This is a genomic window from Sphingomonas sp. 320_CC (assembly GCF_059691795.1).
The window spans coordinates 269,041-293,936 of the sequence record NZ_JCAWAE010000004.1; the positions used below are offsets into that span (position 1 = coordinate 269,041).

At 65.3% G+C, this 24,896-nt stretch carries 19 protein-coding genes; 8 read left to right on the forward strand and 11 right to left on the reverse strand.

What is annotated here, in order from left to right; all coding sequences use genetic code 11:
• The first annotated feature begins 41 nt into the window (after positions 1–41).
• On the forward strand, positions 42–260 hold the full coding sequence (locus AC59GX_RS16915) for a hypothetical protein (RefSeq protein WP_056481709.1): 219 nt from the start codon (positions 42–44) through the stop codon (positions 258–260).
• Positions 261–637: 377 nt separating this feature from the next.
• Here the strand turns inward: AC59GX_RS16915 and AC59GX_RS16920 are convergent, their stop codons facing one another.
• The 3 genes from AC59GX_RS16920 to AC59GX_RS16930 form a co-directional block, all read right to left on the reverse strand.
• Positions 638–1,222, reverse strand: coding sequence for a DedA family protein (locus AC59GX_RS16920; protein ID WP_497302107.1), 585 nt, complete (start codon positions 1,220–1,222; stop codon positions 638–640).
• An 86-nt stretch (positions 1,223–1,308) separates the two neighbouring features.
• Positions 1,309–1,809, reverse strand: coding sequence for a DUF1993 domain-containing protein (locus AC59GX_RS16925; protein WP_426282173.1), 501 nt, complete (start codon positions 1,807–1,809; stop codon positions 1,309–1,311).
• A 22-nt stretch (positions 1,810–1,831) separates the two neighbouring features.
• Positions 1,832–2,335, reverse strand: coding sequence for a DNA-deoxyinosine glycosylase (locus AC59GX_RS16930; protein WP_426282172.1), 504 nt, complete (start codon positions 2,333–2,335; stop codon positions 1,832–1,834).
• Between the two features lie 111 nt (positions 2,336–2,446).
• Here AC59GX_RS16930 and AC59GX_RS16935 point away from each other — a divergent pair, with 111 nt between their 5' ends.
• Together AC59GX_RS16935 and AC59GX_RS16940 are read left to right on the forward strand one after the other, a co-directional pair.
• Positions 2,447–3,958, forward strand: a complete 1,512-nt coding sequence (locus AC59GX_RS16935) for an ATPase domain-containing protein (protein WP_056058899.1) — start codon at positions 2,447–2,449, stop codon at positions 3,956–3,958.
• Between the two features lies 1 nt (position 3,959).
• Positions 3,960–5,939, forward strand: a complete 1,980-nt coding sequence (locus AC59GX_RS16940; protein ID WP_497302108.1) for a PAS domain-containing hybrid sensor histidine kinase/response regulator family protein — start codon at positions 3,960–3,962, stop codon at positions 5,937–5,939.
• A 47-nt stretch (positions 5,940–5,986) separates the two neighbouring features.
• Here the strand turns inward: AC59GX_RS16940 and AC59GX_RS16945 are convergent, their stop codons facing one another.
• The 7 genes from AC59GX_RS16945 to AC59GX_RS16975 form a co-directional block, all read right to left on the reverse strand.
• Positions 5,987–8,383, reverse strand: a complete 2,397-nt coding sequence (locus AC59GX_RS16945) for a TonB-dependent receptor (protein WP_497302109.1) — start codon at positions 8,381–8,383, stop codon at positions 5,987–5,989.
• Positions 8,384–8,586: 203 nt separating this feature from the next.
• Complete coding sequence (locus AC59GX_RS16950) at positions 8,587–10,005, reverse strand: coniferyl aldehyde dehydrogenase (RefSeq protein ID WP_426282167.1); 1,419 nt, start codon at positions 10,003–10,005, stop codon at positions 8,587–8,589.
• A gap of 41 nt (positions 10,006–10,046) precedes the next feature.
• Positions 10,047–10,619 carry a hypothetical protein gene (locus tag AC59GX_RS16955; RefSeq protein WP_426282166.1) on the reverse strand — a complete coding sequence of 191 codons (573 nt, stop codon included), beginning with the start codon at positions 10,617–10,619 and terminating at the stop codon, positions 10,047–10,049.
• Positions 10,620–10,723: 104 nt separating this feature from the next.
• Positions 10,724–11,929: an acyl-CoA dehydrogenase family protein gene (locus tag AC59GX_RS16960; RefSeq protein ID WP_497302110.1), complete on the reverse strand. Its 1,206-nt coding sequence runs from the start codon at positions 11,927–11,929 to the stop codon at positions 10,724–10,726.
• Between the two features lie 12 nt (positions 11,930–11,941).
• A complete protein-coding gene (locus AC59GX_RS16965; protein ID WP_426282164.1) occupies positions 11,942–13,039 on the reverse strand; it encodes an acyl-CoA dehydrogenase family protein in 1,098 nt (365 codons plus the stop codon).
• Positions 13,036–14,574, reverse strand: a complete 1,539-nt coding sequence (locus tag AC59GX_RS16970; RefSeq protein ID WP_426282163.1) for an acyl-CoA synthetase — start codon at positions 14,572–14,574, stop codon at positions 13,036–13,038. Before AC59GX_RS16970 ends, AC59GX_RS16965 begins: the two co-directional genes overlap by 4 nt.
• Entirely contained in the window at positions 14,574–15,827 is a 1,254-nt protein-coding gene (locus tag AC59GX_RS16975; protein WP_497302111.1) for an acetyl-CoA C-acetyltransferase, read from the reverse strand. The genes AC59GX_RS16970 and AC59GX_RS16975 overlap by 1 nt, the downstream gene beginning before the upstream one ends.
• 96 nt (positions 15,828–15,923) lie before the next feature.
• On the opposite strand from AC59GX_RS16975, the gene AC59GX_RS16980 reads away from it, so the two are divergent.
• Together AC59GX_RS16980 and AC59GX_RS16985 are read left to right on the forward strand one after the other, a co-directional pair.
• On the forward strand, positions 15,924–16,496 hold the full coding sequence (locus AC59GX_RS16980) for a TetR/AcrR family transcriptional regulator (protein WP_162236821.1): 573 nt from the start codon (positions 15,924–15,926) through the stop codon (positions 16,494–16,496).
• Positions 16,497–16,553: 57 nt separating this feature from the next.
• Positions 16,554–18,173 carry a choline dehydrogenase gene (locus tag AC59GX_RS16985; protein WP_426282160.1) on the forward strand — a complete coding sequence of 540 codons (1,620 nt, stop codon included), beginning with the start codon at positions 16,554–16,556 and terminating at the stop codon, positions 18,171–18,173.
• Between the two features lie 234 nt (positions 18,174–18,407).
• Here the strand turns inward: AC59GX_RS16985 and AC59GX_RS16990 are convergent, their stop codons facing one another.
• On the reverse strand, positions 18,408–19,187 hold the full coding sequence (locus AC59GX_RS16990) for an SDR family NAD(P)-dependent oxidoreductase (RefSeq protein ID WP_333960034.1): 780 nt from the start codon (positions 19,185–19,187) through the stop codon (positions 18,408–18,410).
• 104 nt (positions 19,188–19,291) lie between these two features.
• On the opposite strand from AC59GX_RS16990, the gene AC59GX_RS16995 reads away from it, so the two are divergent.
• Genes AC59GX_RS16995 through AC59GX_RS17005 form a run of 3 tightly spaced genes read left to right on the forward strand, consistent with a single transcriptional unit; the run spans position 19,292 to position 24,873 of the window.
• Positions 19,292–20,665, forward strand: coding sequence for a cytochrome P450 (locus AC59GX_RS16995; protein WP_426282159.1), 1,374 nt, complete (start codon positions 19,292–19,294; stop codon positions 20,663–20,665).
• Between the two features lie 39 nt (positions 20,666–20,704).
• Complete coding sequence (locus tag AC59GX_RS17000; protein ID WP_426282158.1) at positions 20,705–22,768, forward strand: prolyl oligopeptidase family serine peptidase; 2,064 nt, start codon at positions 20,705–20,707, stop codon at positions 22,766–22,768.
• Positions 22,765–24,873 (forward strand): S9 family peptidase, encoded by a 2,109-nt coding sequence (locus AC59GX_RS17005; RefSeq protein WP_426282157.1) that lies wholly within the window; start codon positions 22,765–22,767, stop codon positions 24,871–24,873. Before AC59GX_RS17000 ends, AC59GX_RS17005 begins: the two co-directional genes overlap by 4 nt.
• Positions 24,874–24,896 lie beyond the last annotated feature (23 nt).

Consider the following 24,896-nt stretch of genomic DNA (forward strand, 5'->3'; position numbering starts at 1 on the left):
TGCGGTCGTAATTCTGCACTAGTCATCACGGAGACCATTCGATGAAGAAGATCACGATCGTGCCAATGATTGCAGTCCTGGCGCTTGGCCTCGCCGCCTGCACGAAGCCCGCAGCGACCGAGAACGTTACCGACATTCAGTCGAACACGGTCGTCGAAGAGTCGGACGCGAATCTTTCCGCGGTAGACGGTATCGAAACAAGCAACTCGGCCGATCTTGAGAACTCGGTCGATTCGAATTCGAGCGGCAACGCGCTCTGATCGATGACTTGAAATTGTAACAGATGGTTTGGTTCGGTAATCGAACCATCTGTTCGAAGACTCGAAAGGCGACGTACTTTCCGTTTTAGGGGAGTCGTTGCCTTTTGTATTTCTGATCGATCGAAGTACGTTTTAGAGCTGATGCATTTCGGCGCGATTTATAAACTATTCACCGAGGGTAGTGAATAACTCTATTCCTATTTGATAAGTGGGTATTACAACGGGGCAACGTCAAGGCGAAGTGAAGCTCCCTAGACGGAACCTAGTGGTCCAGTGGAGCCCTTCTGCTGGGCCACCATTTTTGAGCGCGAAGTTTGGAAGACATGGCGGCGTGCCGGCATCTGGCAGGGACCGTACTCTTGAGTATTGGCTATTAGTCAGCTGGTCTTCGGTACCGCGTTGGATCGACGTCCGCGCCAATAGCGGATCGCGGTCATCACTAAGGCGACGACGACTGCGAGGATCGCAACGCCCGCCAACTTGTGCTTCGGCATGATGTTGTGGACCGCGTCGAGCAGCGTGTCGCCGAACAGATAGCCGATGCCGGTGAACATCACGCCCCAGACTACCGCAGAGATCGCATTGAGCATCATGAACGTGCGTGCGGGGACATGCGACGTGCCGATAGCTATGGGGCTGATCGTGCGCAGGCCGTAGAGGAAGCGGAAGCCGAGGATGAAGACGGTCGGATGGCGTTCCAGCGTGTCGAGTGCCTTGGCGAAGGCCGGCTTGGCGGCGATCTTGCGAACGCGGGCCGTGTCGCGGAAACGACGCCCGGCGAGGAAGAAGAGCTGGTCCGCGGCGAACGATCCCGCGACGGCCGCAGCGGCGCTGCCCCAGAGCGGCAGCAAATGCTGATGCGCCAACACACCGCCCGTGACGACCGCGGTTTCGCCTTCGAGCCCCGCACCCAGGAATATCGCGGCGAGGCCGTATTGGGCGATGAGCGTTTCGATCGACATCGCTCGCCCTTGCCGCAGCGCGGAGTTCTCCGCCAGTATCATTTATCCGCCTCACTACAGGCGGTTATCGACGTCGATGCAGGCTTCTACCGACCGAGATAGTCCATCTTGCCGATCGGCACGCCGCGCATCCGCAACAACGCGTAGGCGGTCGTGATGTGGAAATAGAAATTGGGCAGCACGAACCCGAGCACGTAGTTCTGCCCCGTAAAGTCCAACGTCCGGCTGGGCGTGACGATCGTGACGACGGCATCCTCCTTGCCGTCGATCGCCTCGCGCGGCACGCCCTCGAGGAACGCAACCGTTGCGGCGATGCGCTGCTGCAGCGCTGCGAAACTCGTCTCGTCGTCGGCCATTGCGATCGTCGGAACGCCGCCAAGCCGGACCATCGCGCCCTTCGCCGTATCGCTGGCGCGCTGGATCTGCGCGGTCAGTGGCGCCATGTCGGCGATCAGTCGCGTGCCGAGCATGTCCGCCTCGGCGATGCCGTGCTCCTGTGCATAGGCTTCGCCCGATTTCAGGATCGCCGAAAGACTGGCGAAACCGCGGCGAAACGCGGGGACGGTGAGGTCATAGAGCTGGGTCATGCGCGCAGGCGTAGGCGCGCAATCACGTCCGGTCGAGGAGGAACACGGCAAGCTGGTTCCAGGCAGGCTGCTTTGCCGCGACGCCGATCGTGTGCAGCGGGCTGCTGGAGGGAAGCGCGACGATGGTCGGTCTAGCCAAGTTCGGTCCGAGCAGCTTCAGGCCCTGCTTGAGCGCGGTACCGCCGTTGAAGGCGACTGCGCGAAGCTCCGGCAATCGTCCCATGAGCGCGACGATGTCGTTGCCTTCGGCGTCGAGGATCGCCGCGTCGCTGCTTCCCGCCCGCCGCGCCGAGCTGATCACGTCCCACAGCGCCACGCCGCTCGCCCGCAACGCTACCAGCCGATCCTCATAGTCGAGCGTAACGAGATCGCAGCCGACGACCGGCGACATCAGTTGCCAGAACTGGTTCTGCGGATGCGCATAATAGCGCTGCGCGGCAAGCGACCGGTCGCCCGGCAGGCTGCCCAGAACCAGAACCCGCGCTTGAGAATCGAAAACCGGCGGAAACGAGTGCTTGAGCGACATTAAGATCCCCGGGCTGCCACGACCGCAAGACTATGCGATACGCCGGTTATAACCTAGGGTCGGCACATATGGTCGCACCACGCGCGGTACGATCACAGGAAGGACTGCCACTTGGCACTGAACGGACAACTACCGGCGCTCGCACGGACCGGTATCGACGGGCTCGACGACATTCTCAATGGGGGGCTGACGCCGGACCGGATGTACCTCGTCGAGGGTACGCCCGGCACGGGCAAGACGACGCTCGGGCTCGGCTTCCTGCTCGCCGGCGCATCGGTCGGCGAGGCGGGTCTGTATATCACGCTGGCCGAGACCGAAGTCGAGTTGCGCGCGGTGGCGCAGACGCATGGCTGGTCGCTGGATCCCCTGACCCTGTTCGAGATGGTCCCGGCCGATGGCCTTGGCGAAGATCACGAACAGACGTTGCTGCATCCAAGCGAGGTCGAACTCGGCGAGACGATCCGCGACGTGATGGCGAAGGTCGACGAGCTTCGGCCGAAGCGCGTGGTGATCGACAGCCTGTCCGAACTGCGCCTGCTCGCGCAGAGCCCGATCCGCTATCGCCGCCAGATCCTCGCGCTCAAGCACTTCTTCTCGACGCGCGCCTGCACCGTGCTGTTCCTCGACGACAAGAGCGGCTCGGGCAGCGATCTCCAGTTGCACAGCATCGCGCACGGCGTCATCTCGCTCGAACAGACCTTGTCCGGGTTCGGCGCGCAACGTCGACGCCTGCACGTCGTCAAGATGCGCGGCGTTCGGTATCGCGGCGGCTATCACGATTTCGAGATCGAGCGTGGCGGGCTGTGCGTCTACCCACGCCTCGTCGCATCCGAACACGTCATGAAATATTCGGATGAGGCCGTTTCGACCGGGTCGACCGAACTCGATACGTTGCTGGGTGGTGGCTTGATTCCGGGTACCGCGACATTGCTGACGGGGCCCGCCGGTGTCGGCAAGACGACCGCCTCGGTCCAGTCGGTGATCGCAGCGTTGGAGCGGGGCGAGCGCGCGGCGTATTTCCTGTTCGACGAGCGCTTGCCGACATTGCTCAAGCGCAGTGCATCGCTGGGCATGGACCTGATGCCGTTCGTCGAGAACGGTCAGCTCGAGCTGCGGGCGATCGATCCCGCCGAGATGTCGCCCGGCGAGTTCTCAGGTGCGGTGCGGGCCGCGGTCGAGCAGCATAAGGCGAAGATCGTCGTGATCGACAGCCTCAATGCTTACCTTCAGGCGATGCCGAACGAACAGTTCCTGATCCTGCAGATGCACGAGATGCTGACGTATCTCGGTCAGAAGGGGATCGTCAGCCTGCTGATCCTCGGCCTGCACGGGATCACCGGGGACGTTCGATCCGACGTCGACCTCAGCTATCTGTCCGATACGATCGTCCAGCTCCGCTATTTCGAGGCGCATGGCGAGGTGCGGCAGGCTATTTCGGTCATCAAGACCCGCACCGCACGGCACGAACGCACGATCCGGGAGTTTCAGATCGGTAGCAACGGATTGTTGGTCGGCGAGCCCCTTCGCGAATTCCAGGGCGTGCTGACCGGCGTTCCGACATTCTCGGGTGAAGGAAAGACGTTGATGGCCAGTCGGATGGGGATGCAGGACTCGCGCGTCTGACATGGACGATCGCGTCCTGATCCTGGCGCCCCGCGGGCGCGATGCGGCAATCGCGTCGGACCTGCTCGGGCGGAATGACATCGTTGCCTACGTGTGTCGCGACCAGATGGACCTGATCGCCGAACTCGCAAAGGGCGCGGGCGCGGTGATGCTGACGGAGGAAGCTCTCGCGACCGAGGAAGTCGCCCCGCTGGCGGAATGGGTCGCGGCGCAACCCAATTGGGCGGATATCCAGTTCGTCGTGCTGGCCAACGGAACGCGGACGCCGCGCACGCCGCGTGCCACGCAACGCCTTACTGACCTGGGCAATGTCCTGCTGCTGGAGCGCCCGCTGCATGCCGAGGCGATGCTGGGTGCGATCCGGTCGGCGCTGACGGCGCGGCGGCGGCAATATGAGTTGCGCGACGTCGCGGTGACGCTCGAACGCGCGGTACTCGACCGGACCAGCGAACTCAGAACCGCGCGCGAAAGCCTGGAAATCGCGCTCGAAGCTGCCGGCATGGGAAGCTGGGACATCGACCTGACGACCGGCGAATCCCGACGGACGCTGCGGCACGATGCGATCTATGGCTATCCGGAGGGTCGGCCCGACTGGACGATGGAAACCTTCCTGAGCCATATCGACGTCAAACAACGCAGCACCGTCACGCGCGCAATGACCGAAGCGACGCGAACCGGCGTGATCGACGTCGAGTACCGCATCGATGCGGCCGACGGTGCGTCACGGTGGCTCGTCGCCAAGGGGCGGGTTCAGTATGACGATGCCGGCAAGGCGGCGCGGATGACTGGCGTGGTCTCCGACGTCACCGATCGCAAGGAGGCCGACGCGCAACTCGCGCAGGCGCAGAAGATGGACGCGATCGGCCAGCTGACTGGCGGCGTCGCGCACGATTTCAACAATCTGCTGACGCCGATCGTCGGCAGCCTCGACCTGCTCCGCCGGCGGCACAAGGACGACGAGCGTACGCAGCGGATGATCAGCGGCGCGTTGCAGGCAGCAGAGCGCGCCGCGACGCTGACCCAGCGACTGCTCGCGTTCGCCCGGCGGCAGGCTCTCCAGCCGCGCGCCGTCGATATCGGCGCGCTGATCGACGGATTGGTCGACCTGATGCGGCGCTCGCTCGGGCCGTCGATCGCAGTGACGATCGAGATCCCGCGGCATTTGTCGTCGGCTCGGGTCGATCCCAACCAGCTCGAACTCGCGCTGCTCAATCTGGCGATCAACGCGCGCGACGCGATGCCTGGTGACGGCAAGCTAACCCTAACCGTCAGTGAAGTCGTCGTCGACGATCGCAACGTCGTCGGCCTCGCGCCGGATCGCTATGTCCGGATCGCGGCGATCGATACCGGCGTTGGCATGGACCGCGCCACGCTCGCCCGGGCGACGGAGCCGTTCTTCTCTACCAAGGGTGTCGGCAAGGGCACCGGGCTGGGACTATCGATGGTCCACGGCCTCGCCGCGCAGTCGGGCGGCACGCTCCGCCTGACCAGCGAGCCCGGCTCCGGCACCACCGTCGAGCTGTGGCTGCCGGCAACCGAGGAAGCGGCGACCGAGGCGGTCGAGAATACCGCGGAGCCGGTCATCGCGCGGCGTGCGGCGAAGGTGTTGCTAGTCGACGACGAGGATCTGGTACGCGCGGCGACCGCCGACATGCTGCGCGACATCGGCTATGTCGTGGTCGAGGTCCCCTCCGCCAGTCAGGCGCTGTCGGCAATCCGATCCGGTGTCGATGCGGACATACTCGTCAGCGATTATTTGATGCCGGGGATGACCGGCGGACAACTCATCACCGAACTCTGGTCGTCGGGCAATCGCATCCCGGCTTTGCTCGTGACCGGCTATGCCGCCGCGGGCGAGGATGTGCCCGAGGGCGTCACGCGCCTGTCGAAGCCGTTCCGCCAGACCGATCTCGCCGCGCGGGTCGACGAACTGCTGCGCCAGTCGCCGCCGGGCCGTCCGAAGCTGCGCGCGGTCGAGTGAGATCGCGGACCGGGTGAATACCCCCCGGTCCAATCTCCTTCGGGGTATCAGAAGCCCTTCTTCAACGACACGAAGAACTGCCGTGGCGCGCCAGCGAGCAACGTCTGGTTGTCACCGCTGGCGGTGAAACCATTCGATCCGATCGTCGAAATATACTTCTTGTTGGTAAGGTTGGTCACGTTGCCCTCGATCGCGACGCCGTGAAGCGCACCGTCGCCCTCGAAGCGGTAGCCAATGCTCGCGTCGACCAGCACGCGGCTCGGCACCGACTGGTCGTTGAGATAGGTGAAGTAACGCTTGCTCATGTAATCCGCGCCGACCCGGCCGGTGAAGCCCGACTGTTCGAGCACGATCTCGCCCTTGACCATGTGCTTGGGCGTATCGACGACGGTGTCGCCCTTGCGGACCTGGACCGAGCCGGAGGCGTCGGTGACCGTGTCCTGATATTCCGCGTTGGTGTAGGAATAGCTGGCGAACAGCGAGAGCGGGCGGAACACGCGGTAATTGGCGGAGACTTCCGCGCCGTACGTGCGCACGCTGCCCGCGTTGTTGAGCGTCGGCGCGTTGCCGAGGATGCCGACCCCGTTCGCAAAGGCGAGAAGGCGGTTCGAGAAGTCGACATAATAGGCCACTGCCGAGGCTTGGAACGGTCCGCTATGCAAGCGGACGCCGCCTTCAGCCGTCTTCGAGCGCTCGGGCTTGAGGCGCCCGCGGACGGCGTTGAAGCCGGCCTGCGTCGCCGCGAACGGCCCGGTGGTCGCCGACGAGACGAACGCGCGCATGTTCTCGGTATAGTCGGCAAACACTTCCGCCGCCGGGGTCAGCTTGAACAGGATGCCGGCCTGAGGTTGGAACCAGTCTTTAGCGGAGATACGGCCGACCGAAAGCGGCGATGTCGTATCGGGCAGCATCGTCGCACTGTTGACGACATAGGCGCCCTTCCACCCGGCGTTGACGACCAGGCGGTCGTTCATGAGCTTCAGCGTATCCTCGACATGATACTGCATCGTGTCGGTGCCGTATTTGCCGTCCCACTGCGTCGCGTAGGAATTCTTCTGGAACTTCAGCACGTCGCGGTTGGGCTGCGCGCTGTCGGTCATGCCGTAGAAGCGCCGCGCCTGCGTGAAGGTGTTGGTCTCGAGCCAGCCACCGATCTCGAAGGTGTTCGCGCCGGTCTCGTACGCGATGTTGCTGAGCGCACCGCCGCGCTTGATGCTGTATTCCGTCGTGCGGAAGCCCAGCGGGCTCGGCGCGGTGATCGCGCTGCCGTCCTGGTTCAGCGCGCCGACCAGGGTCGGGGAATAGGGCGTGATCCACGACCCCTGGCCCTTGTTGTTGTGGTAATAGCCCGTGGTGGTCATCGTCAGTTCGGGCGTGAGGTTGGCGTCGAGCGTAACGCCGCCGAGGTAATCCCGCCGCACGCCACCGGCATCGAAATACGCATCGTCGACCGTCCCGAACCCGGTCGGGAAGGTCGTGCCCACGCCGGCCCACGGCGCGACGAAGCCGACCGAAGAGCCGTTGTTCGCCTTGGTGTAGGTCGCAAGCGCACCCTGGTTCTGGTAGGTCTTCGCGATCTGCAACGCGAGCGGATAGTTGTCGGCGATGTTGTCGTTACGCAGGCCACGGCGGCGAATGATGTCGTAGCTGAGATCCTGATAATCCTGCTCGCGACGATCGGAGAAGTTCACGAACGCGGACAGGCTGCCGAAGCTGCCCAGATCCTTGACGATCTTGCCGTTCGCCTGATGCTGGCGCTGGACGCCGTCGCCCTTCCACTTGTCGGTCGTCAGATAGCCGTAGCTGAGATAGCCCTTCAACCCGCCACCGAGATCGCCGCTGTCGATACGCGCATAGCCGCGGTACGTGTTGTCGGAGCCATAAGTGCCGCCGCCGGTGACGTTGGCCGTATCGCGGGGCTTGTCGCTGAAGAACTGGATCGTGCCGCCGAGATTGCTGGTCGATGCGGTGCCGAGCGCGCCGGCGCCCTGCGCGACTTCGGTGCGGGCGACGTTCTCGGAAATGATCGCGCGGCTGATGTGCAGTCCGTTGACGTTGCCGTAGCTCATGTCGCCGAGCGGCACGCCGTCGAGCGTGAAGCCGAGCTGGTTCTGGTTGAACCCACGCAGCGAAATGCGGACCGCCCATTCATACGCGCCGAACGGGTCGGACGCCTGGAAGTTGACGCCGGGAAGCTTCTCGATCGCCTTCAACGGGCTCGACCCGGGGGTGAGGCGCGCGAGGTCGACTGCGCTGACGCTCTGGACCTGGCGGCTCTGGCCGAAGCCGAGCACGACGATGTCGGACGACGTCTCGGGTGCCGGATCCGCCTGGACTTCTTCCGGCGCAGCTACCGGGGTTTCCGGTGCGGCCTGGGCAAACGCGGCAGGCGTAGCGAGCGCCGCGAGTGCAACACCGGCGAAAAGCGACGATATGGTCTGCATGATGTCCCCTGAAGCGCGACGGCGCTCAGCGGCCCTTTGCCGATCGACGTGACGCGTCCGCGACAGATCGAAGACGATTTCGAGACGGTCGCCGATATTGTTACGGTAGTGACCCGAATGCCTCGCCTAACGGGAGAGAGAAGGGGCCCGCGGCTACTTTGCCGTGGGAAGGGTGAGGGCACGTGTGCCAGTCACGATAGCCATCACCCCCGCATCATCCGCGCGATCGTCTTGGCCGCCGCCGCACCATAAGGCGGCTTGAGCCCGGCAAGCTTGGCCACATCGAGCTTCGACTGTTTGTAGACAGCCCGCGCATGGCTGAACGTCCGGAAGCCGTCGATGCCGTGATACGCACCCATCCCCGACGGTCCGCTGCCGCCGAAGGGAAGGTCCTCCATCGAGACGTGGAAGATCACGTCGTCGAGCGTCACGCCGCCCGAAATCGTCCGGTCCATCACCCGCCGCCGCTCGGTGTCGTCGGTGCCGAAATAATAGAGCGCGAGCGGCCGGTCGCGGCGGTTCACCTGCGCGATCGCGTCGTCGATGCCGTCGTAGCGGCGAATGGGCAGCACCGGGCCGAAGATCTCCTCCTGCATCACGATCATGTCGTCGGTCGCGTCGCGGACGATGTGCAGCGGCATCTTTCGCGAGTTGGCGGCGCCGAAATCCTCGTTGGCGGGGTTTACGACCTCGACGGCCGCGCCCTTCGCACGGGCGTCGGCGATCCAGTCGGTAAGCCGCTGGTGGTGGCGATCGTTGACCACCGACGTATAGTCGGCGTTAGCGAGCAGCGTCGGGTACATTGCACGGGCCGCCGCCTTGATGCCATCGACCACCGCCGCCTCACTTGCGGACGGGACGAGCAGGTAATCGGGTGCGAGGCAGATCTGACCGGCGTTCATCATCTTGCCGAGCGTCACGCGTTCGGTCGCCCGCGCGATATCGGCCGATGTGCCGAGGATGACTGGCGACTTGCCACCGAGTTCGAGCGTGACGGGCGTCAGATTGTCGGCGGCGGCGTGGAGGATGTGACGCCCGATTGCGGTCGCGCCGGTGAAGATTAGGTGGTCGAACGGCAGCGCCGCGAACGCCTTCCCGACGTCCGCGCCGCCCGAGATGACGGCGAATTCGTCTTGCGCGAAATACTTCGGCACGAGGTCCTCGAACAGTGCGGCCGTCGCGGGCGTATACTCACTCGTCTTCGCCATCGCGCGATTGCCCGCGGCGAGCACGCCTGCGAGCGGCCCCATCAGGAGGTTAACCGGGAAATTCCACGGCGCGATGATGCCGATGACACCCTTGGGCTGATACTCGACCCACGCCCTCGCGCCGAGTAGCCCTAGTGGAAATTGAACCGAGCGCCGCTCCCGCCGCATCCAGCGATCGAGATGCTTCGCGGCATGCGCTATCGGCGCGAGCGAGGCACCGATATCGGTGATCATCGTCTGCTCGCGGCTACGGTGCCCAAAATCCTCCGATACCGCGTCGCAGAACGCAGCAGCATTGTCCCGCACCATCGCCGCCGCGCGCTTGAGCCGGTCGAGGCGCACCGCCTTGGTGACGGGAAGCTCGGCCATGAAGGCGTCGCGTTGCGTGGCGAGGATCTTCTGCATATCGGTCATGGGGGCATCCTGGCGGGAGAGTTCTGACGGGCGAAGCGCTATCAGGTTTGACCAGGCAAAGCGGTTGGTTCGGCAGGTGCATATTGATGCACGAACCTCAATGAGAAGCCGGTTTCGCCAGCAGCGCGCCGTTTCGGATCGCTGATGCTCTGGTCAAAGAAAAACAGCGTCTCGATCGTCCTGTCCGGCAGTACACGCTCTTCGCCTATGGCATGAATGTGGATATCACCCTGATCGCCTTCCATAGGGCGCATCGGCTGGAACCCTCCGATCGCATTTTCGTACGTGTTCGCAATCGTACGATAGGCGTCCATGTTACCGATCTCCGGTGCGTTCCAACGGACGGAGCATGCATGGAATGGTGGATATTCGATCCATAGCGTGGCCCCGCCATCGTTCAGGTCCCAGGCACGTGCTGGATCATCACGCATCGTCACCTTTACTTCGGCCTTGGAGAGTTCGCGGGCGCCACGTGCGATCATCATCGCTTCAACGGCCTTGTCATCTGGAAAGCGAACAAGACAGATGTCTTGGTACAATTTGGTCATCCGCAAGAGGCGTTCGTCTGCCGCCGATGCAACCGATGCCATTAACAGCGCCAAAAATATCGACATCGTTTCCCCCGTAGATGCTTAGCGTTTACCTCGTCGCGTGCGCGTCCATGAAATATCGCTTCGGATCGAATTTAGTCCACATGCTCCTGCGAATATCGTGAGCTTTATGCCCCGACCGGCAGGTCCCGAAACGCCTGGTCCTTGTCGACGCGGATTTCGCCGGGGAGGCCGAGCACGCGTTCGGCGATGATGTTCTTGAGGATCTCGTCAGTGCCGCCGGCAATGCGGAGACCCGGTGCCCACATCGTCGCGGCGTGGAACGCGCCTTTGAGCGGGGTCAGCGCGGGGTCGGATATGATGCCGTATTGATCGCCTGCTTCGACCGCGGTGTTGCCGATCGCCTGTAGCTGGTTGGCGGCGACGATCTTGCCGATCGAGCTTTCGGGGCCGGGCACCTGCCCCTTCGACAGCGCGGTGATCGTCCGCATCCGGGTGTTGCGCAGGCCCTCCGATTGCACCCACCAGTCGGCGAGCGTCTGACGGAACGCGGCATCCTTCAGCAGCGGCCCGTCTGCGCCGTTGGCCTGGGCTGCGAAGGCGAGGATATCCTCGGGCCCGACGCCACCGCTCGTGCCGATCGCGAGGCGCTCGTTCATCAGCGTGAACAGCGCGACCTTCCAGCCGCCGTCTACGGGACCGAGGCGCTGCGCGTCGGAAATCCGGACGTCCTCGAACCAGACTTCGTTGAAGCTCGACCCACCGGACATCTGGTGGATCGGACGGATCTCGATCCCCGGTGCGTTCAGGTCGAGCCAGAACATCGTCAGGCCCTGGTGCTTCGGCACGTCGGGATTGGTGCGGACCAGGACGATGCCGTAGTCGCTGTAATGCGCGCCCGATGTCCAGACCTTCTGGCCGTTGATCACCCAATCGTCGCCGTCTCGGACCGCGCGCGTGCGGATCGCGGCGACGTCGGAGCCGCCGGCGGGCTCGGAGAAGAGTTGCGACCAGATTTCGTCGCCGCGTACCGCGGGGCCGACGAAGCGGTGCTTGGTCGCGTCGTCGGCATAGGCCATCACGGTCGGCACGCACATGCCGAGTCCGATCGTGAAATAGCTGCCGTCGACCGCATGTTTCGCCTCTTCCTGGCCGAAGATGACGCTTTCGATAGGCGTGCCGCCGCCGCCACCCCATTCCTGCGGCCAGGTGATGCACGCGTAGCCGCAGGCTGCCTTGCGCGCCTGCCACGCCTTCGCCTTGGCCATGTCGTCGGGGTAATGGCCGGCGTCGTATTCGGCGATGTTCGCGTCGAGCCACGCGCGTGCGGCGGCGCGATACGTGGCTTCGGCGTCGCTGTCCTTGAAGTCCATGGTCTGCTCCGATCAGGCGGCGTTGCGCATTTCAAGTTGGCCGACGAGGCGTTCGCGCCATGCCGCGGGGCTGCCGGCGACGAGTGCAAGCTGGCGAGAGCGGCGGTAATAGAGGTGGCAGTCGGACTCCCAGGTGAAGCCCATCCCGCCGTGCGTCTGGATGTTCTCCTTCGACGCGAACCAATAGGCGTCGGACGCGGCGACGCGCGCGGTGGCGGCGGCGAGCGGCAGTTCGGCGGCGCCGACGTTCAGCGCCCACGCGCCGTAATAGGCGTTCGAGCGCGCGAGTTCGTTCTTCACATACATGTCGGCGAGCTTGTGCTTGATCGCCTGGTATCCGCCGATCTGTCGGCCGAACGCGTAGCGATCGAGCGCATAGCCCTTCGCCATGTCGAGACAGCGATCCGCGCCGCCGAGCTGCTCGAACGCGAGGAGGACGGCGGCGCGGTCGAACACCGCCTGCATCGCGGCGATGCCGTCGTCGCTGCCAAGTTTCTCGCAAGGCACGCCATTGAAGGTGAGCCGCGCCGCGCTCCGCGTCGGGTCGAGCGTTTCGAGGACTTCCGCGGTGACGCCGGCGCTCTTTTCGACGAGGTAGAGGCCGTCGCGTGCCAGGACGACGATCAGGTCAGCGACGTCGCCATCCGTGACGGGAATCTTCTCACCGGTAAGTTTTCCACCGGAGACGGTGGTGCGGATCGAGCGTGCGGTGACCGGGCCGGCGCCTTCCGAGGTCGCGAATGCGCCGATGACCTCGCCCGCTGCGATCCTCGGCAGCCATCTAACTTTCTGGGCGTCACTGCCATAGAGCATCAGGGCCTCGGCGACGAAATAGACGGTCGAGGCGAACGGGATCGGCGCGCAGGCTCGCCCGAGTTCCTCGGCGATCGCGCAGAGTTCAATATGGCCAAGCCCCAGTCCGCCGAATTCCTCGGGGATCGCTGCGCCGAGCCAGCCTTGTGCGCCGACCGCTTTCCACAGGTCCGCATCATACGCTTTGGCGGGATCGTCGAGCACGGCGCGGACGCGGTCGCTGCCGCAATGCGCGCCAAGAAACTTGCGCGCCTCGTCCTTGAGGAATTTCTGGTCGTCGGAATAATCGAAGTTCATGCAGACTCCTTGGCTTGCGCCCAATATTCGTCGCGGAGCAGGCGCTTGTAGAGCTTCCCCGTCTCGTGCCGCGGCAGTGTCTCGCGAAAGTCGATCCGGCGCGGCGCTTTCACATGGCTGAGGTTCGCACGGGCGAAGGCGCTGAGTTCGGCCGCCAATTGCGCGCGGTCTTCGGACGGGTCGGCGGGGCATATGATTGCCACCACTTGTTCGCCCATCTCGTCGTCGGGCGCGCCGATCACCGCGACGTCGGCGACCTTCGGGTGCGTGACGAGGAGGTTCTCGATCTCGGCGGGATAGATGTTCACGCCGCCCGAGATGATCATGAAGCTCTTGCGGTCGGTGAGGTAGAGATAGCCCTCCTCGTCGAGCCACCCGACGTCGCCGAGCGTGGTCCATCCGTGCGCGTTGGCGGCCTCCGCGGTCTTGGCGGGGTCGTTGTGATATTCGAACGCCCCGCCGCCCGCGAAATACACGTCGCCTTCCGCGCGTGGCGGTAGCGCGTTGCCCGCCTCGTCGCAGATCATCGTCTGCGCGGTCAGGTTGCGGCCGACCGAGCCCTTGTGCGTCAGCCACTCCGCACTGGAGATCGCGCAGAACCCGTTGCCCTCGGTGCCGGCGTAATATTCGCCGATGATCGGCCCCCACCAGTCGATCATCGCCTGCTTGACCGGGAGCGGGCAGGGGGCGGCGGCATGCCAGACCGCGTTCAACGACGATACGTCGTAGCGCGCGCGGACTTCGGGCGGCAACTTGAGCAACCGGATGAAGTGCGTCGGCACCCATTGCGCGTGCGTGACATGGAACCGTTCGACCGCCGCGAGCGCGGCTTCGGGATCGAAATGCTCCATCACGACGACGGTGCCGCCGACCTGGTGCACCGCCATCGACCAGCGCAAGGGCGCGGCGTGATAAAGCGGCGCGGGCGAGAGATAGACCATCTCGGGGGTAAAGCCGTACAGCCCCTTGCCGAGCATCACGAGCGGCGAGACGTTGGTCCCGAACGGCTCGTCCGACAGCGCGTGCTTGACGCCCTTGGGCTTGCCGGTGGTGCCCGAGGAATAGAGCAGGATACCGCCGGGCGAGGGGTCGGCAATGGGCGTTGCGGGTTTTGCATCGCGCGCGGCTTCGTAAGACGCGTACCCGTCGATTGGGCCGTCGACAACATAGCGCCGCACGTCCTCGAGCATCGGAACCAGGGCCGCTGCCACCTCTGCACATCCCTTGCTGGCGATCAGCACGCGGCAGTCGCCATCGCGGATGATGTACGCCGCCTCGCTCGCGGTCAGTTTCGACGACAGGCACGTGCAGTACACGCCGGTGCGTTCGGCCGCCCACATCACCTCCAGATAGCGCGGCGAATTGTCCATCAGCACCGCAATCCCGTCGCCGCGCTTCAATCCGAGCGACCGGAACAGATGCGCACCCCGGTTCGCCCGTTCATCGAGGTCGCGATAGGTCACCGTCTCGCCCGTCGCCGCCATGATATAGGCGGGCTTGTCGGGGGTCGTCAGCGCGTGCGCGACGGGGTGCATCAGACGCGCTCGATGATGATCGCCGGGGCCATCCCGCCGCCCGCGCACATCGTCACGAGCCCGCGCTTCAGGTCGCGGCGTTCGAGCTCGTCCAATATCGTGCCGATCAGGATCGCGCCGGTCGCGCCGATAGGATGACCCAGCGCGATCGAGCCGCCATTGACGTTCACCTTGTCGCGGTCGAGCTTCAGGTCGCGGATAAACTTCTCCGCGACTACCGCGAACGCCTCGTTGATCTCCCATAGGTCGATGTCGTCGACCGTCAGCCCGGCCTTCGCCAGCACCTTTCGCGCCGCGGGAACGGGGGCGTTGAGCATCAGCGTCGGATCGTCGCCCATGTTCGCCATCGCGACAATCCGCGCGCGAGGCTTCAGCCCGTGCTTGGCGGCATAATCGGCGCTTGCAAGCAGCACGGCGGCGGCGCCATCGACCACGCCCGACGAATTGCCGGCATGATGAACGTGCGCGATTTCGAGGCCGGGATAGCGGCGGTTGATCTGCTTGCGATACGTCGTGCCCTTGTCGTCGAGCGGAATGTCGGCAATCCCGGCGAACGAAGGGCGCAGCGCAGCGAGGCCCTCGGCGGTGGTGTCGGGCCGCGGGTATTCGTCCTTTTCGAGCACCAGCGCACCGGTATCGTCGGTGACGGGGACGAGGCTGCGATCGAACCGCCCTTCGGCGACCGCCACCGCGGCACGGCGCTGGCTTTCCAACCCGAGCGCTTCGAGCGTTTCGCGATCGATCCCCTCGATACTGGCGATCGCGTCGGCGCAGATGCCCTGGTTCGATTGCGGATGCGCGGCGTCGAGCCGTGCGTTGCCCGAGCCGATCCCGAGCGGCCGCTTCCCCGCCGCCATGTCGTCCTGCATCATCGTCGTGGTCAGCGACATCATCTCGGTGCCTCCGGCGATCACGAGGTCCTCCATCCCGCTCATGATCTGCGCCGCGGCGAAGTTCACCGCCGTGATCCCGCCGCCGCAGAACCGGTCGAGCGTCGTCCCGCTCGCCTTGACGTCATACCCCGCGTCCAGCGCCGCCATCCGCCCGAGATCGCCGCTCTGCTCGCCGCGCTGAGTCGAGGTCGACCAGATGATGTCGTCGACATCGGCGGTATCTAGCTTGTTTCGCTCGGCAATCGCCTTCAGGACGGTCGCGGCGAGATGTTGGGGGTGCATGTGCGCAAGCGCGCCCTTGCCGGTCTTGCCGATACCGCGCGGGGTACGGACGGCGTCGATGATCAGTGCCTCGGCCACATCGCTCTCCTGTTGCACCCGCCGGTTCGGTCGTGGTGCCTGATGCCGGATTGCGTCCGGCTTCGGTACGACGTAACATTCGTTATGGGGAATGGCTTGTCAAGCAGGGTATTGTTGGAAGACGGGGCGGCACCACGCGCAGATCTGGCGCCGCGCGACTGGTTGGAAATCGGCTTGCAGTTGCTGAAGAATGGCGGGCTCCGCGCGCTGAAGCTTCGCGGTCTAGCGCAAGCGCTTGGTGCGTCGACGGGAAGCTTCTATCATCATTTCAAGGACTTCGATGGGTATCATGCGGCGCTCGCAGGATATTTCGTCGAAGCGCATATCGATCCGTTGATCGTCACGCTGTCCGCGTCGGAGCTTCCACCGGTCGAGCGCATTCGCGCATTCGCGGATCATGTTCGCGACCACGACATGGCGCAGCTGGCCTTGGCGATGCGGGCCTGGGCGAAAAGCGACGCGCGGGTGGCCGCGGCGATCCGCGAGCATGACGACACGGTGATGGCGTTCCTCGTCGAGCAACTCGTGGCGCATGGGTTCGAACCTGCCGAAGCGGGGATTCGCAGCTATGCGCTGTTGGCGATCGGCCTCAGTCAGGTCCATGCCGCCGAAGGGATTGAGCGCAGCGTCGTTCGCGAGGGATTGCTGACACTGCTGTGCGAGCGCTAGCGTAGTGGACTGACGCGACTCCGTAAAAAAGCGGAGCGCGAACAAGAGGATGCGGGCATGCAGACGTATGACTACGTAATTATCGGCGCGGGCTCGGCCGGCTGTGTGCTCGCCGCGCGATTGACCGAGGACCCTGATGTGAGCGTGCTGCTGCTCGAGGCGGGCGGTCGCAACGACGGCGTGCTGGTGCGAATGCCCGCGGGCGTCGGCGAACTCATCAAGAGCAAGAATGCGAGCAACTGGGGCTTCTCGACCGAGCCCGAGCCGCATCTCGACGATCGCCGGCTGTGGTGGCCGCGCGGCAAGGGGTTGGGCGGGAGCTCGTCGATCAACGGCATGATCTACACGCGGGGCCATCCGCAGGATTACGACGAGTGGCGGCAGATGGGCTTGCCCGGTTGGTCGTTCGACGACGTGCTGCCGTATTTCAAGCGGCTCGAAGGGCATCATCGCGGCGCGTGCGACCTGCACGGCGGCGGCGGGCCGCTGACGATCTCGGGCGGCGAGTCCGACAGCCCGTTCTACGACGCGCTGGTCGAAGCGGGGCGGCAGGCGGGCTATCCGGTGACTGAAGATTTCAACGGCGCTAGCCAGGAAGGGTTCGGGCGCTACGACCTGACGGTCGCGGACGGGAAGCGCTGGAGCACCGCGGCGGCGTATCTGCGGCCGGTACTGTCGCGGCGAAACCTGACCTGCGTCACGGGCGCGCGGACGACGCGGATCCGGATCGACAAGGGACGTGCGACCGGTGTCGATTACGTGCTCGACAAGGGTGCGCGCGCGGAGAGCGTGACGGCGACGCGCGAGGTTCTGCTGTGCGCGGGGGCGGTGCAGTCGCCGCATATCCTCCAGCTATCGGGGATCGGCGATCCAGATCGGCTGACCGCGGCGGGAGTGGGCGTGGTGCACGCGCTGCCCGGTGTCGGCGAGAATTTGCAGGACCATCTCGACGTCGTGATGAACTGGAAATCGCGCGGGCTGCGGACCGGGTACGCGATGACCAAGGGCGTGGGGATGATCGGGGTCGGGCTCAATTACCTGCTGCGCGGCAAGGGGGCGGGGCGGCAGCAGTTCCTCGAGGCAGGCGCGTTCGTGTCTTCGCGCGAGGGGCTGTCGCGGCCCGACGTGCAGATCCACGCGGTGCTCGCGATCATGCAGGATCACGGCAAGGTCAAGGCGACCGAGGACGGCTTCACGCTGCACCTTTGCCAGTTGCGGCCAGAGAGCCGCGGGCGGATCGGGTTGCGCTCGGCCGATCCGTTCGCGGATCCGGTGATTGCTGCGAACTATCTCGCGACCGCGGAGGATCGGCGAGTGATGCGCGCGTGCGTCGGGATCGGGCGCGACGTGGCACGCCAAGCGGCGCTCGACCCTTACCGTGCGGGGGAATTGTCGCCGGGCGAGGATGTCCAGACCGATGACGAGATCGATGCGTGGGTAAGGCGGACCGCGGAGACGATCTACCATCCGGTGGGGACGTGCAAGATGGGGACCGCAGACGACACGATGGCGGTGGTCGATGCGAGCTTGGCGGTGCGGGGGTTGCAAGGACTGCGGGTGGTCGACGCATCGGTGATGCCGACGCTGATCGGGTCCAACACCAACGCTCCGACGATCATGATCGCGGAGAAGGCGGCGGACATGATCAAGGGGCGGCAACTGGCAAGGGCGGCTTGAGGGCGGTCGGTATTTGCATCCTCCCCCGCCAGGGGGAGGTGGCACCGGAGGTGACGGAGGGGGAGGACACGGAACAGGCGTTTCCTTTCCTCCCCTCCGTCTGGCAAGAGCCAGCCACCTCCCCCTTGCGGGGGAGGATGCGTCTCCTCGTATCCCGCATCCAACCATCCTCACCAACTGCCGTACCCGATGTCTCGGGCCGGGTGGGAAAGGTGAAGACAGCTCTTTAAACCATCACCGCGGCGCCATCCGGATCGCGCCGTCCAGACGCACGTCTTCCCCATTGAAATACCCGCATTCGATCATCGTCAGCGCCAGCGCCGCAAACTCCTCCGGCCGGCCGAGCCTCTTCGGAAACGGCACAGAAGCCGCCAGCGCATCGCGCACCTGCTGCGGCGCGGCCGCCAGCAACGGCGTGTCGAAGATCCCCGGCAGGATCGTGTTCACCCGGATCCCCTCGCTCATCAGGTCGCGCGCGATAGGCAGGGTCATGCCGACCACGCCGGCCTTCGACGCCGAATACGCGGCTTGCCCCATCTGGCCGTCCTCCGCCGCAGCACTCGCGGTGTTGACGATCGCCCCACGCTCGCCGTCCTCGCCCGGCTCCAGCGTCAGCATCCCCGCCGCCGACTTCGCGAGACAACGGAACGTGCCGACGAGGTTGATCTGGATGATCCGATCGAACGCATCGAGCGGAAAATGCTTGATCGAGCCATCCTGCTTCGACCGCCCCGCCGTCTTCGCCGCGTTGCCGGTGCCTGCACAATTGACCAGGATCCGTTCCTGGCCATGCGCCGCGCGCGCCGCCGCGAACCCCGCATCGACACTGTCGTCAGACGTGACATCGACCTTGCAGAACACCCCGCCGATCTCGTCCGCGAGCGCTTCGCCCTTGTCCGCCTGGAGGTCGAAGATCGCCACCTTCACCCCCTTGGCGGCCAGTGCACGCGCCGTGGCGGCGCCCAGGCCCGACGCGCCTCCGGTCACGACGGCAGCAGTGTTTGCGAGGTCCATGCATCTCTCCTGTCAAAGCCCCGAGGTCCGCGCCCCGGTTGCAGAACATTAGTTATGCCGGTATTCGAGGCTTGCCAAGCCGGCATGTCGCTGAGGATCCGACGATGAGCCACGCCATGTTGCAGAACGCCAGCCCGCATTGGCTTCCGCGCCAGCCAAAGGGTGCGCTCGATCATATTCCGGGCAGCAATGGCCTGCCGTTTGTCGGCAACACCTTCAAATTGCTGGCCGATCCGATCGCGTTTAGCGAGGGTATGGCCGCACGATACGGCCCGATCTATCGCAATCGCGCACTCGGCGGCACCGGCGTGAACTTGCTCGGACCCGACGCGAACGAACTGGTGCTGTTCGATCGCGACAAGATCTTCTCGTCCGAACAGGGCTGGGGCCCGCTCCTCAACATGCTGTTCCCGCGCGGCCTGATGCTGATGGATTTCGACAAGCATCGCGCCGACCGGAAGGCGTTGTCGGTTGCGTTCAAGCCCGAGCCGATGCGGCATTATGCGACTGAGCTAGATGCCGGGATCGAGGCCGCGATCGGCGGCTGGGCCGGACAGACCTTGCGCTTCTACGACGTGGTGAAGAAGCTCACGCTCGATCTCGCCGCGACCAGCTTCCTCGGCGTGCCGCTCGGCGCGGAGGCGGACCGGATCAACCAGGCGTTCGTCGACGAGGTGCAGGCGAGCGTCTCGCCGATCCGCAAACCCTGGCCCGGTACGCAGATGCGCAAGGGCGTGAAGGCGCGCGCGTATCTGGTCGACTTTTTCGAGCGCGAGATTCCCGCGCGCCGGACCGGAAACGGCCAGGATTTCTTCTCGCAGTTCTGCCGCGCGACCGATGACGACGGCGCGCCGCTGACCGCGCTGGCGATCGCCGACCACATGAACTTCCTGATGATGGCGGCGCACGACACGATCACGTCCTCCGCGACCAGCCTGGTGATGCTGCTCGCGCGCAACCCGGATTGGCAGGAGCGGCTACGCGAAGAGGTCGTCGCGCTCGACCCGGATGTGCCGCTGACCGAGCAACTCGATCGCCTGATCCTCACCGAATACGCGTTCAAGGAATCGCTGCGGATGATGCCGCCGGTCCCGTCGATCCCGCGGCGTGCGCTCAAGGATTTCAGCTTCGGCGGGTTCGATATCCCGGCGGGCACGAGCGTCAACACTGCCATCACCTATACGCACCGGATGGCGGAGCACTGGCCCGATCCCGACAAGTTCGACCCGCTCCGCTTCACGCCCGAAGCGTCGAAGGGCCGCCACCGGTTCGCCTGGGTCCCGTTCGGCGGCGGCGCACACATGTGCATCGGCTTGCACTTCGCGACGATGCAGATGCGACTGCTGATCGCGCACCTGCTCACGCGCTACCGGATCGAGGCGGCAGCGGACAGCGGCGACGCGTGGCAGGTCTTCCCAATCCCGCGCCCGAAGGATGGTTTGCCGGTGACGTTCGTACCGCTTGCCACCCCGCAATAGTGTGTCATCCTCGCGCGGTTCATTCGAAGGAGCCGTTCGTTGCGCTTGACCCTTGCTCTCCTCCTGCTCGCGGCGACGCCGGCCTTTGCCCAGCAACAACCGGCCGCACCAATACCCGACGGCCCGACGCGCAGCTTCACCGGCAGCGACCTGTTCGGCCTGACGATCGCGGCCGACCCGCAGATCAGCCCGGACGGCAAGACGATCGTCTATGTCCGCCGCACCGGCGACGTGATGACCGACAAGATGCAGTCCTCGCTCTGGCTGATCGACGTCGCGAGCGGTCGCCAGACACCGTTCGCGACCGACGGCAGCAGCCCGCGCTGGTCGCCCGATGGTATGCGCATCGCCTATGCCGCGCGCGACGGCGAGGGATCGCAGCTGTTCGTCCGCTGGATCGGCGGCACGCAGAGTGCACGGGTCACGAGCTTCCCCGGCGACCCGCAGGCGCTCGCCTGGTCGCCGGACGGGACCAGGCTCGCCTACATCGCGACGGTAGCAGGCGAGGGGACCAAGCTCGGCACGCAGCCGCCCAAGCCCGAGGGCGCGAAATGGGCCGAGCCGCTGACGATCATCGACCGGGTCAACTACCGCAACGACGGGCCGGGCTATGTGAAGCCGGGCTACGACCATCTCTTCGTGGTCGGTGCCGACGGCGGAGCGGCTCGGCAGCTCACATACGGCAAGTTCGACGATGGCGGCCCGCTGTCATGGACGCCCGACGGCCGCAGAATCGTCTTCGCCGCGATCCGTGGCCCCGCCGCCAACCGCCAGGTGATGAACTCCGACGTGATCGCGGTCGATGCGATGAGCGGCACGATGCGGATGTTGACCACGCGCGACGGCCCCGATGCGCAGCCGCGCGTATCGCCAGACGGCAGCAAGATCGCGTGGCTCGGTTTCGACGACAAGCGCCGCAGCTACGAGAACACGCAGCTCTATGTCGGCGACCGCGACGCCGCCTCGCCGCGCTCGCTCACCGCCACGCTCGACCGGGCGATCGAGGACGCGGTGTGGTCCGCCGACGGTCGCAGCCTGTACGCGAGCTACGACGATCACGGCCAGCGCCGCGTCGCGCGCGTCGGGATCGATGGCCGCGTCACGCCGCTGATCGACAACGTCGCGGGCGGCGGGCTCGACCGGCCGTATACCGGCGGCGAGTTCTCGGTCTCGATGGGCGGCACGATCGCCTATACCGGCGGCGATGCGAGCACGCCTGCCGACGTCTGGGTGCTGGCGGGCGGGAAGCCGCGCCGCCTAACGACGCTCAACGCGGTGCTGACCGGATCGAAGGCGCTCGCACAGGTCCGGAAGATCGCGGTGACCGCGCCCGATGGTCGCCCGATCGACGCATGGCTCGCGACCCCGCCGAGCCGTGTCGCCGGTCAACGCGTACCGCTGATCCTCGAAATCCACGGCGGTCCGAACGCCGCGTACGGCCCCGGTTTCGCCACCGACATGCAGCTGTACGCCGCCGCCGGGTACGCCGTGCTCTGGACCAACCCGCGCGGCTCGACCTCCTATGGGGCCGAATTCGCCAACCTGATCGACAAGACCTACCCCGCCGCCGATTACGACGACCTGATCGCCTCGGTCGACGCGGCGATCAAGGACGGCACCGCCGACCCGGACAATCTGTTCGTGACCGGCGGATCGGGCGGCGGGCTGCTGACCGCGTGGATCGTCGGCAAGACTGACCGGTTCAAGGCCGCTGCGACGCAGAAGCCGGTAATCAACTGGATCAGCGAGGCGCTGACGATGGACAACACGCTGTTCACCTCGCGCTACTGGTTCACCAAGCTGCCGTGGGAAGATCCGATGAGCTATTGGAACCGCTCGCCGCTCAGCCTGGTCGGCAACGTCAAGACGCCGACGCTGGTCGTGGTCGGCGGCGACGATTACCGGACGCCGGTCAGCGAATCCGAGCAATATTACGCGGCGCTTCAGATCCGCGGCGTGCCGACCGCGCTCGTGAAGGTGCCGGGCGCGAGCCACGGTGGCCTCGCCGCTCGCCCGTCGCAATCCGCGGCGAAAGCGTCGGCGATCATCGCCTGGTTCGATCGATACCGGAAGCCCGCAGTCGCGACCGGAGCAGCACAGTGACGGCGCGGTACATGATGCTCGCCGGCGTCGCGCTGGTCTCGACCGCGGCGGTTGCGCAGGTCCAGCCGCCGCGCGTCGCGAAGAAGCCGTTCCAGGTGACGTCGCCCAACGGTGCGCGCGAGGACGATTACTTCTGGCTGCGCGACGACACGCGGAAGAATCCCGAGATGCTCGCCTATCTCGCCGCCGAGAACGCCTATGCCGACGCGCAACTCGCGTCGCTGAAGCCGCTCCAGGCCAAGCTGTACGAAGAGACCGTCTCGCACATCAAGCAGGACGACAGCTCGGTGCCGTATCCGAAGAACGGCTATTATTACGGCTCGCGGTTCCAGACCGGCGCGGATTACCCGATCCTCGAACGCCGCAAGGGCAGCCGTACCGCGCCCGCCGAAACGCTGTTCGACGAGCCGGCGATGGCGAAGGGCCACAGCTTCTTCGCGCTGAGCGACTGGGCAGTGAGCCCCGACAACCGCCGCGTCGCCTGGGCCGAAGACACCGTCGGCCGTCGCCAGTATGTCCTCAAGGTAAAGGACCTAGCGACCGGCGCGACGATCGCCGACACGCTCTCGAACATCGAGCCGAACGTGGTCTGGGCGGACGACAACAAGACCGTGCTGTACGTCGAGAAAGACCCGGTCACGCTACGCGGCTACCGCGTGAAGGCGCATGTCCTCGGCACGCCCGTCGCCAGCGACCGGTTGCTGTACGAGGAGAAGGACGACACCTATTCGATGGGCGTCGCGCGCACCGCCGACGACAAGTTCGTCTGCATCGGCGTGAGCAGCACGGTCAGCGACGAGCAGCGCTGCGCCCCCGCCGCCGCCCCGACCAGCTTCACGATCGTCGCACCGCGTGCGCGCGAGTTCCGCTACAGCGCGGATCACATTGGCAACCGCTGGATCATCCGCACCAACAAGGCAGCGAAGAACTACAAGCTGGTGACCGTCGCCGACGCCGATCTGGCCAAAGGCACGGCGGCGTGGCGCGACCTGACGCCAGCCAGCGACACCGTCTTCATCGAAGGCTTCAAACCGTTCGACGGCTTCGTCGCGATCGACCAGCGCGAAGGCGGCAATCGCATGATCCGCGTGCTGAACGACGCGGGCAAGTCGACGCCCGTGACCGCCGACGAGCCCGCCTATCGCATGTCGTTCGACGTCAACGAGGAGACCGCGACGCCGTGGGTCCGCTACACCTATGGTTCGCTCGTGACGCCGACCACGACCTACGAGGTCAACGCGAAAACCGGCGAGCGTCGCGTGCTGAAGGTCGCACCGGTGCCAGGCTACGACCCTGCGAAATACGTCACCGAACGCGTCTGGGCGCCGGCGCGTGACGGCACGCGGATCCCCGTGTCGCTGGTATACGCCAAGGGAACCAAGCGAGACGGCACCGCGCCGCTCTTCCAATACGCCTATGGCAGCTATGGGATATCCAGCGACCCGGCAGTCGACCCCGGTCGCATCGGCCTGCTCGATCGCGGCGTGATCTACGCGATCGCGCATATCCGCGGCGGGCAGGAGATGGGGCGCGGCTGGTATGACGACGGGCATCTGCTCAACAAGAAGAACAGCTTCACCGACTTCATCGACGTCACCCGCTATCTCGTCGCACAGAAATACGCCGCCAAGGACCGCGTCGCGGCGATGGGCGGCAGCGCGGGCGGGCTGCTGATGGGCGGTGTCGCGAACATGGCGCCAGCCGACTATAAGCTGATCATCGCGCAGGTGCCGTTCGTCGACGTGGTGACGACGATGCTCGACGCGTCGATCCCGCTGACGACGTTCGAGTATGACGAATGGGGCAACCCCGCGCAGAAGGCGTCGTACGACTATATGCTGAGCTATTCGCCGTACGACAACGTCAAGGCGAAGGCGTATCCGGCGCTCTATGTCGGCACCGGACTGTGGGACAGCCAGGTGCAATATTACGAGCCGACCAAATGGGTCGCTAAGCTCCGCGAACTGAAGACCGACAAGAACCCGCTGCTGTTCCGCGTCAACATGGAGGCAGGGCATGGCGGCAAGTCCGGGCGGTTCGAACGCTATCGGCAAAATTCGGAATGGCAGGCGTTCATGCTGCAACAGCTTGGTGTCGCGAAGTAGCGCGACCGTTGGCACGCGACCCG

Excerpts from the sequence above, each read along its gene's own strand:
- AC59GX_RS16915 (WP_056481709.1), top strand. The coding sequence starts at position 42 with ATGAAGAAGATCACGATCGTGCCAATGATTGCAGTCCTGGCGCTTGGC.
- AC59GX_RS16920 (WP_497302107.1), bottom strand. The coding sequence starts at position 1,222 with ATGTCGATCGAAACGCTCATCGCCCAATACGGCCTCGCCGCGATATTC.
- AC59GX_RS16925 (WP_426282173.1), bottom strand. The coding sequence starts at position 1,809 with ATGACCCAGCTCTATGACCTCACCGTCCCCGCGTTTCGCCGCGGTTTC.
- AC59GX_RS16930 (WP_426282172.1), bottom strand. The coding sequence starts at position 2,335 with ATGTCGCTCAAGCACTCGTTTCCGCCGGTTTTCGATTCTCAAGCGCGG.
- AC59GX_RS16940 (WP_497302108.1), top strand. The coding sequence starts at position 3,960 with ATGGACGATCGCGTCCTGATCCTGGCGCCCCGCGGGCGCGATGCGGCA.
- AC59GX_RS16945 (WP_497302109.1), bottom strand. The coding sequence starts at position 8,383 with ATGCAGACCATATCGTCGCTTTTCGCCGGTGTTGCACTCGCGGCGCTC.
- AC59GX_RS16950 (WP_426282167.1), bottom strand. The coding sequence starts at position 10,005 with ATGACCGATATGCAGAAGATCCTCGCCACGCAACGCGACGCCTTCATG.
- AC59GX_RS16955 (WP_426282166.1), bottom strand. The coding sequence starts at position 10,619 with ATGTCGATATTTTTGGCGCTGTTAATGGCATCGGTTGCATCGGCGGCA.
- AC59GX_RS16960 (WP_497302110.1), bottom strand. The coding sequence starts at position 11,929 with ATGGACTTCAAGGACAGCGACGCCGAAGCCACGTATCGCGCCGCCGCA.
- AC59GX_RS16965 (WP_426282164.1), bottom strand. The coding sequence starts at position 13,039 with ATGAACTTCGATTATTCCGACGACCAGAAATTCCTCAAGGACGAGGCG.
- AC59GX_RS16970 (WP_426282163.1), bottom strand. The coding sequence starts at position 14,574 with ATGCACCCCGTCGCGCACGCGCTGACGACCCCCGACAAGCCCGCCTAT.
- AC59GX_RS16985 (WP_426282160.1), top strand. The coding sequence starts at position 16,554 with ATGCAGACGTATGACTACGTAATTATCGGCGCGGGCTCGGCCGGCTGT.
- AC59GX_RS16990 (WP_333960034.1), bottom strand. The coding sequence starts at position 19,187 with ATGGACCTCGCAAACACTGCTGCCGTCGTGACCGGAGGCGCGTCGGGC.
- AC59GX_RS16995 (WP_426282159.1), top strand. The coding sequence starts at position 19,292 with ATGAGCCACGCCATGTTGCAGAACGCCAGCCCGCATTGGCTTCCGCGC.